This is a genomic window from Yersinia pekkanenii (genome assembly GCF_001152565.1).
Taxonomy (GTDB): Bacteria; Pseudomonadota; Gammaproteobacteria; order Enterobacterales; family Enterobacteriaceae; genus Yersinia; species Yersinia pekkanenii.
Genome location: NZ_CQAZ01000090.1, coordinates 1 through 6,427, shown reverse-complemented (window position 1 = coordinate 6,427; position 6,427 = coordinate 1). Strand labels below are relative to the sequence as shown.

Here is a 6,427-nt window from a genome sequence, read left to right as displayed (position 1 = left end):
CCCCCCCCACTGATGTCAGTGGTATCGTTCCTAACACTGACATCAGCAAGTGATTCGGGTGAGGCTCACCACCCGGTGGCCTCAGGGATGAAGCCTAACGTTAAGGATAGGCAACGGTAAAGATAGCATCCGCCCTAATATTACCGCTCTTTAGCGCCTCATTAGTCCGAACATATTGAGCTGTCAGATTTAAAGGAACGCTGGTACCGGCTACGGTTGAGCTACCAATTAAAAATTGCCCCACGTTACTGACACTCACGCTGGCGTTTTCCGCGCCAAATTGCACCAGGCTACCATCACTTTTTTCTATCGCGATACCCACACCAGCCGCAGTGCTACCCGGCGATAAACTCAGTGTGCTGGTGCGGTTAGCCTTGTTGCTACTGTCGGTAAACGTGATATAGGGCTTAGCGTCTTTACCGCAGTTACCCAGCGGAATCGAGAAAGCCTTTCCCCCCGTGCGGTTACCGACAGTTTGTAGCGAGGAAGAATCAACCGGCTCCAGCCCAACGACGATAGCAGTGGCTCCCAGGTCACAGGTTGGCGTGGTTATTTCCGGTAATAATATAGGCAGTGTCCCCCCTCCCAAAGTCAGAATAGTACTGAGAATACTGCCTTGTGATATACTACAACCACCATTAGCTGAACTCACTCCCAATGAGTCACCGAACCCAAGAAACATTGGAGTATTATCATCCATATCGGTTACCTTCCCACCGTTGTATAACTTAGCATTAGTGACCACCAACTCTTGTAACCAAAAAACACCTTGAGTTAGGTTGGTACCGCTGTCAGAAACCAGGATCTCGTGTAATACGTTTTTAGCCCCGGTACCCAAATATGAATTGGGTTGTTCATAAAGCCTTGTACGTACACCAACACCGTCAGCTCCGAGGACAGTTAGTGTGCTGTGGGTCTGATTATTAACAGGTCCGCTATATCCACCGGTGATCTTCAATACCTCAGCAGTCTTATTATTTTTTCTATAGCCAAAAGTGATGAACACCGTACGATCTGCCAGAACAAAGCCATCAGTCAATTGCATCGGCATAGACTTGAGCTTAAATGGGCTTCCGTTGACTGAATTTATCACACAACTGCCTGCAACAAATGCCTGACTGGTGCCAGAGTAAGTCAACGCAAAGATAAATAGACCTTTAGCCCCCCATTGACGCCAACGACCCAGTAAATTATCGGTTTTAAATTGGGTTGACCTATGCATATTTGTTGTTTCCTCTATAGCGCACTATTTGGGTGTTACACCGACTTCACTGCGCGGCAAACCGCTCCACTGCAACTGAAGTTCAGTTCAGGGCGGCCACCATAATCATTGATATAGGTCAGAACCGGCGCGGCGAAACGGGCTGATTTCAATTCTGCACTGGATTTCGGCGCTATCATCACCGGTTGAAAGTCACTGTTAGCGGCTGACTTACCTTTCTCTGCCAGTCCTTCTACAGTAATGTAATACGGCGTAGGATTCTCAATCCGAAAACCCTGCGCGGTTTTATGCAGCACTAACTGATCCTGCCAAATCTGACCCGATGTAGCTGTAATTCCCGCAGGCCGGTAAAACAGTTTAATTTTGGTTTGTAAGGCAATCTGCATCACGTTAGGTTTTTCACTGTTAGGCGGAATTTCACGCAGATTGAAGTAGAACAGTGATTCGCGATCTTGCGGCAATTTCAGCGCATCAGGGGTGGCGGAAATACGCACAGCGCTTTTTTTACCGGCTTCCACCCGTTGAACCGGCGGGGTCGCCACTAACGGGGTAGTGACTTTTTGCTGCTGTTCATTCTCAATCCACGACTGTGCTAAATAAGGTAATGTCTTATTTTCATTGCTGATATTCAGGCTGATTGACTTATCCTGCCCGTTATAAATAATCCGAGTCCGGTCTAATGCAATCGCGGCATTGACAGCATGGCAGGTAAAAAACAACGTGCTGGTCAACGCGACTAATGGTAATTTTTTCATTTTTATGACCTCAGCTTATTTAATGGATAAACAGGGCAGTAATATTTGCGCCTGCGACTGTAATGTTGCTGGGATCGCTACCTGGCATTGTTTAATACCATTCCAGATCACATCTAGCGTTTCTCCCGGTGTCACCCCACTCAGGTAAGTAAAACCGTCATCGCTGACAATACCCAATTCTTGATCCTTAGCACTCATAACCATGCTACCAAAAGGAGGATGGCTACTGTCTGTCAGGCTAATCGTTGCCAATACTTTCTCCCCTCTGATCATCGAGAAACGACGATAACCAATGGCCCCTTCGGTAAGGGCAGATTCTACCGCCGACTGCTTAACTTCAACATCATCAGCCAACTTATTAATATCGATACGGGTATCAGTACGATAGTAACTGCTTACGTCATTCAGCACCGCAATACCAAAACGGTTCGAACGGATATTGCGATCTTCCAGATCGACGCCGGCAATATCATCGGTATTCACCATTAGACGGGTTCCCCCACTCACCCCAGGGCCATGTAATGCCGCCCCTTTCGCCGTGATCGTTGCCCCCCCGCGAACAGATACCCCGGTCGAGGTGAAATTATCCTGCACGTATGAAGCATTAATACTGGTTTCAGCCTGACTGCTGCGGTAATTATAAAAACCACTGAACTGGCTTCGAGCACCCGTGTCATTACTATTGTTAACCCCTGCCGATAACCGATAACTGCTGTCCATTGCCGAATTATTATAGTAATTGACCGTTTGGTTATTGCCTTGGGCACCATGTTGCCCGCTATAACTCATACTTTGTTGATTATTTAAAGGTATAGAAATACCCACATAGACCACATCATCATTCACACCATTATTTTTGCTGCGGCTCGCAGAAAGGTTTACTGAAACATCTTTGAGAGAAAAAGCGTCAAAAGAGTAGCTGATAGTCGCACTGTAGCTGTTGGACGTTGGCTGATCCCAATAATTTTGGTAGCTGTAGGAAAAATTAATATTGGTCTGGATATCAGGAAAGTTTTTACTCGCCGTAACCGTGTACATTTCCTTATTACGCCCTAAATCATCATCCTGATAAAACGCATTAAGATACTGATTCATAGACATAAATTCGCGTTCAAAAAAACGATATCCTGCAAACGAAATGTCACTGTTAATTTCATCAAAACGCTTGGCATACCTTACACGCAACGACTTCCCGCTTTGGGTGGATTGATCGGGGAGATTAGTCGCATAGGTTTGGATTATATCCGTTGATATTGCGCCAAACGCATATAAGTCACGGCCAAGCCCGAGCGACAAGGCATTGTAATCATTTGAGCCAATGGCCCCACCAAACAATGACCAGTTATTATTGACCCCCCAAGAGAACTCTCCGCTGGCAAACACCGGGCCTTCGGTCCCGTGATTCATGGTGGAAGGCTGACCCACAGCGGTTTTATAGCGGATAGCACCAGGGCGAGTCAGATAAGGCACCGCCGCGGTATCCACCTGAAATGTCTGTATCGAGCCATCCTGCTCTTCAACCCTGACATCCAATCGCCCGGTAACAGCACTGCTCAGATCCTGAATACGGAAAGGACCGGAGGCCACGGTGGTTTGATACAGTACACGGCCTTGCTGGGTAACGGTAACTTTGGCGTTAGTTCTGGCAATCCCACTGACTTCAGGGGCATAACCGCGCAAGTTTGGTGGCAGCATACGTTCATCACTGGACAAACTGGCACCGGCATAGCGGAAAGTGTCGAAAATACTGGAGGCGAAATAGTTTTCACCGACGCTCAAGGTAGCAGCCAATGATTTAATAGCCCGATACATATAGACCCGGCTCCAATCAAACGAGCTGTCAGACTGGCTATTTTCGCCACTGTTGTGGGTGTAGTTCCCCTGATAATCACCCCGTAACCGCCAAGGCCCGGCATTCAAACCAGAGGTACCGTTCATGCTGATATTACTGGTTGAACCACTTTCTTTGGGTTTACTAAACAGCGAGTTCAGATTGTAATCCACAATAAAACCTGGAATACCCTCATCCCAACGAGAAGGAGGTACCCAGTTACTATCGCTATATTCCATCCAGGCTTGCGGGATACTGATATATAACGTGCTGGTGGCTAAATCAGCTTCAGTAGTTACCCCCTCTAACGCACTCAAGTCCGCGCATTGTCCATCATGCCAGAAAGTTATTTTTTTCAATATTTCGGGCTTCAAGCCAAACTGTTCAATCACTGCACCCGCCACACAAGCTTCACTACTATCGGGTTTATCGTCACGGGCATAGAACGAGACCATCTGTTCAGGGATGGTGTGATTATTGGCGCTGATAGCCATCCGATACTCGCCCGGCATGATATAGCCGGCGGTAGTAAAGTGGGAAAGATCAATATTCTCTTTGTCGTTTGCATCCAGTGCGTTCGTATTAAAACCAATAGCATTGACCGTGCCGCTGAACGCTATCAATGATGCCGTCATTGTTATCGTAATTTTTTTAATTATTCTCATTCAGTTACTCACCAGAGAATTCTGCCAGCAATAACATCTACTGGAAAGAGTTTAAGAATAGCTAAAAATCATCATGTTAGGTGGATAATTTATCATAATATCAAAAAAACTCACTGCCATAGCATTGACATCACCCACTGCGGGCTTCTACTCCACCCACTCATGAACTTTAAATAGGATTAATGCCATAGATATGTCATGCCATCCCAATAGCTTTGATTTTACTCGTTTTAAAAAACAGCACTCAAGTTAATCTACTTATACTGTTACATTAACAATGTTATATCGAGAGTAATAAAAGCGACCAGTAATAAAAAGTATTTTAGTCTAAATAGTTCTAGCAGACGTTAATTTTATTCTTTCTTTATTGTCTTTTATAGCATAAAAAGCACATGGAATTTCTCCCACATGCTTTTTTCTTAAATAGAGGGCGGAATGATTTTATTAATTATAAGCCAGTGTAAAGTTAGCCACGCTGCTGAATTCGCCAGGAATGACACTGCCTTCCGTGACACTGGTGCCTTGCAGATAAGCTGAGAACTTCAGGCTGTTATTACCCTTATCCAGCGATTTGGCGGTCGAAGCAACACCACGTTTGATCGGGGCACCGGCTTCATCGGTGATCACAATACCTGCGCCATCNCACTCACGCTGGCGTTTTCCGCGCCAAATTGCACCAGGCTACCATCACTTTTTTCTATCGCGATACCCACACCAGCCGCAGTGCTACCCGGCGATAAACTCAGTGTGCTGGTGCGGTTAGCCTTGTTGCTACTGTCGGTAAACGTGATATAGGGCTTAGCGTCTTTACCGCAGTTACCCAGCGGAATCGAGAAAGCCTTTCCCCCCGTGCGGTTACCGACAGTTTGTAGCGAGGAAGAATCAACCGGCTCCAGCCCAACGACGATAGCAGTGGCTCCCAGGTCACAGGTTGACACTGTGGGTGTCGGTAGTTGTAAGTCTGATTTAGCCCCCCACGGAATAATTGTCATGGATGCCCCACAACGTGACCCACCAGTAGCGACACTTTTATCCGACCAAACTTTATCGTTACCTACAACCACCATGTACCTTATCTGCAAACCCTCAACAGTAGTATCCCACTCAATAATCCCACCATTATAAAGGCTGGCATTAGTCACCACTAGTTCAATGATGATTGTATAAGTTTCCGTAAGATTTTTACCGGCCGCGTACAAAATTCGGGGATATATTTGGTGCCAAGTTAAATTCGCGATTGGGTTGTTTTGAATAAACATGCGTACCCCAACACCAGGAACATTCGTGGGAAGGGTATTAAAAAGGCCCATAGTACTTTTCGTGGCCCAACCACCTATTATAAAGTTATCCGCTCCTGTCCCTGTTTTCGTGTATGTAGCAACGATATTGAAACTCATGCCTCCTATTCGTTAACGTGGTCGGTAGCGCTTTTAGGACATACGGCGTATTACCTCCGGCCCCCAAGGCGACAAGGGTACAGGTATTAACGGTCAGTACTGCAAAACTCAGTTTACTGCTGGTAGCCAAAAAGAGGAGTAATAACAGTAGACCCATTTTTTTTCTGCTACACAGTGAAGCGATGAATAAGTTTATTTTCATTGATTGCACTCTTCCTCTGCCCGTTGAAGAAACCTTAGCTGCGCGCGAAACGGGCAGATTTCAATTCTGCACTGAATGTTGGCGCTATTATCACAGGTTGAAAATCACTGCTAGCGGCTGACTTACTTTTCTCTACCAGCAATGACATTAACTGGAAATAGTGTAAGAATAGTTAAAAATAATCATATTAAGTGAATAATTTGCCATATTATCAAAAATAAATTTATCACCATAGCATCGACATTACCCACTGCGGGCATCTACTCCACCCACTCATGAACTTTAAATGGGATTAATGCCATAGATAATGTCATGCCATCCCAACAGCTTTGATTTTACTCGTTTTAAAAAACAG

At 45.7% G+C, this 6,427-nt stretch carries 4 protein-coding genes and 1 pseudogene; all 5 read right to left on the bottom strand.

The features are described from left to right. Positions 1–100: 100 nt before the first annotated feature. The 5 genes and pseudogenes from AEP37_RS26330 to AEP37_RS27795 all read right to left on the bottom strand — a co-directional run bounded on the left by AEP37_RS26330 (position 101) and on the right by AEP37_RS27795 (position 5,465). Positions 101–1,222, bottom strand: coding sequence for a fimbrial protein (locus AEP37_RS26330; protein ID WP_049615354.1), 1,122 nt, complete (start codon positions 1,220–1,222; stop codon positions 101–103). 35 nt (positions 1,223–1,257) lie between these two features. Then, positions 1,258–1,977, bottom strand: a complete 720-nt coding sequence (locus tag AEP37_RS22150; protein ID WP_049615353.1) for a fimbrial biogenesis chaperone — start codon at positions 1,975–1,977, stop codon at positions 1,258–1,260. Between the two features lie 15 nt (positions 1,978–1,992). Then, a complete protein-coding gene (locus AEP37_RS22145; RefSeq protein ID WP_049615352.1) occupies positions 1,993–4,473 on the bottom strand; it encodes a fimbria/pilus outer membrane usher protein in 2,481 nt (826 codons plus the stop codon). A gap of 444 nt (positions 4,474–4,917) precedes the next feature. Next, positions 4,918–5,115: pseudogene (locus tag AEP37_RS22140) on the bottom strand (fimbrial protein); the annotation flags it as partial. Further along, positions 5,097–5,465 carry a fimbrial protein gene (locus AEP37_RS27795; RefSeq protein WP_331462910.1) on the bottom strand — a complete coding sequence of 123 codons (369 nt, stop codon included), beginning with the start codon at positions 5,463–5,465 and terminating at the stop codon, positions 5,097–5,099. The pseudogene AEP37_RS22140 and the gene AEP37_RS27795, both read right to left, overlap by 19 nt. Positions 5,466–6,427: the final 962 nt, after the last annotated feature.

What these genes read in the sequence shown, in the direction of transcription:
- AEP37_RS26330 (WP_049615354.1), bottom strand. Translation starts at nt 1,222, where the DNA reads ATGCATAGGTCAACCCAATTTAAAACCGATAATTTACTGGGTCGTTGG.
- AEP37_RS22150 (WP_049615353.1), bottom strand. Translation starts at nt 1,977, where the DNA reads ATGAAAAAATTACCATTAGTCGCGTTGACCAGCACGTTGTTTTTTACC.
- AEP37_RS22145 (WP_049615352.1), bottom strand. Translation starts at nt 4,473, where the DNA reads ATGAGAATAATTAAAAAAATTACGATAACAATGACGGCATCATTGATA.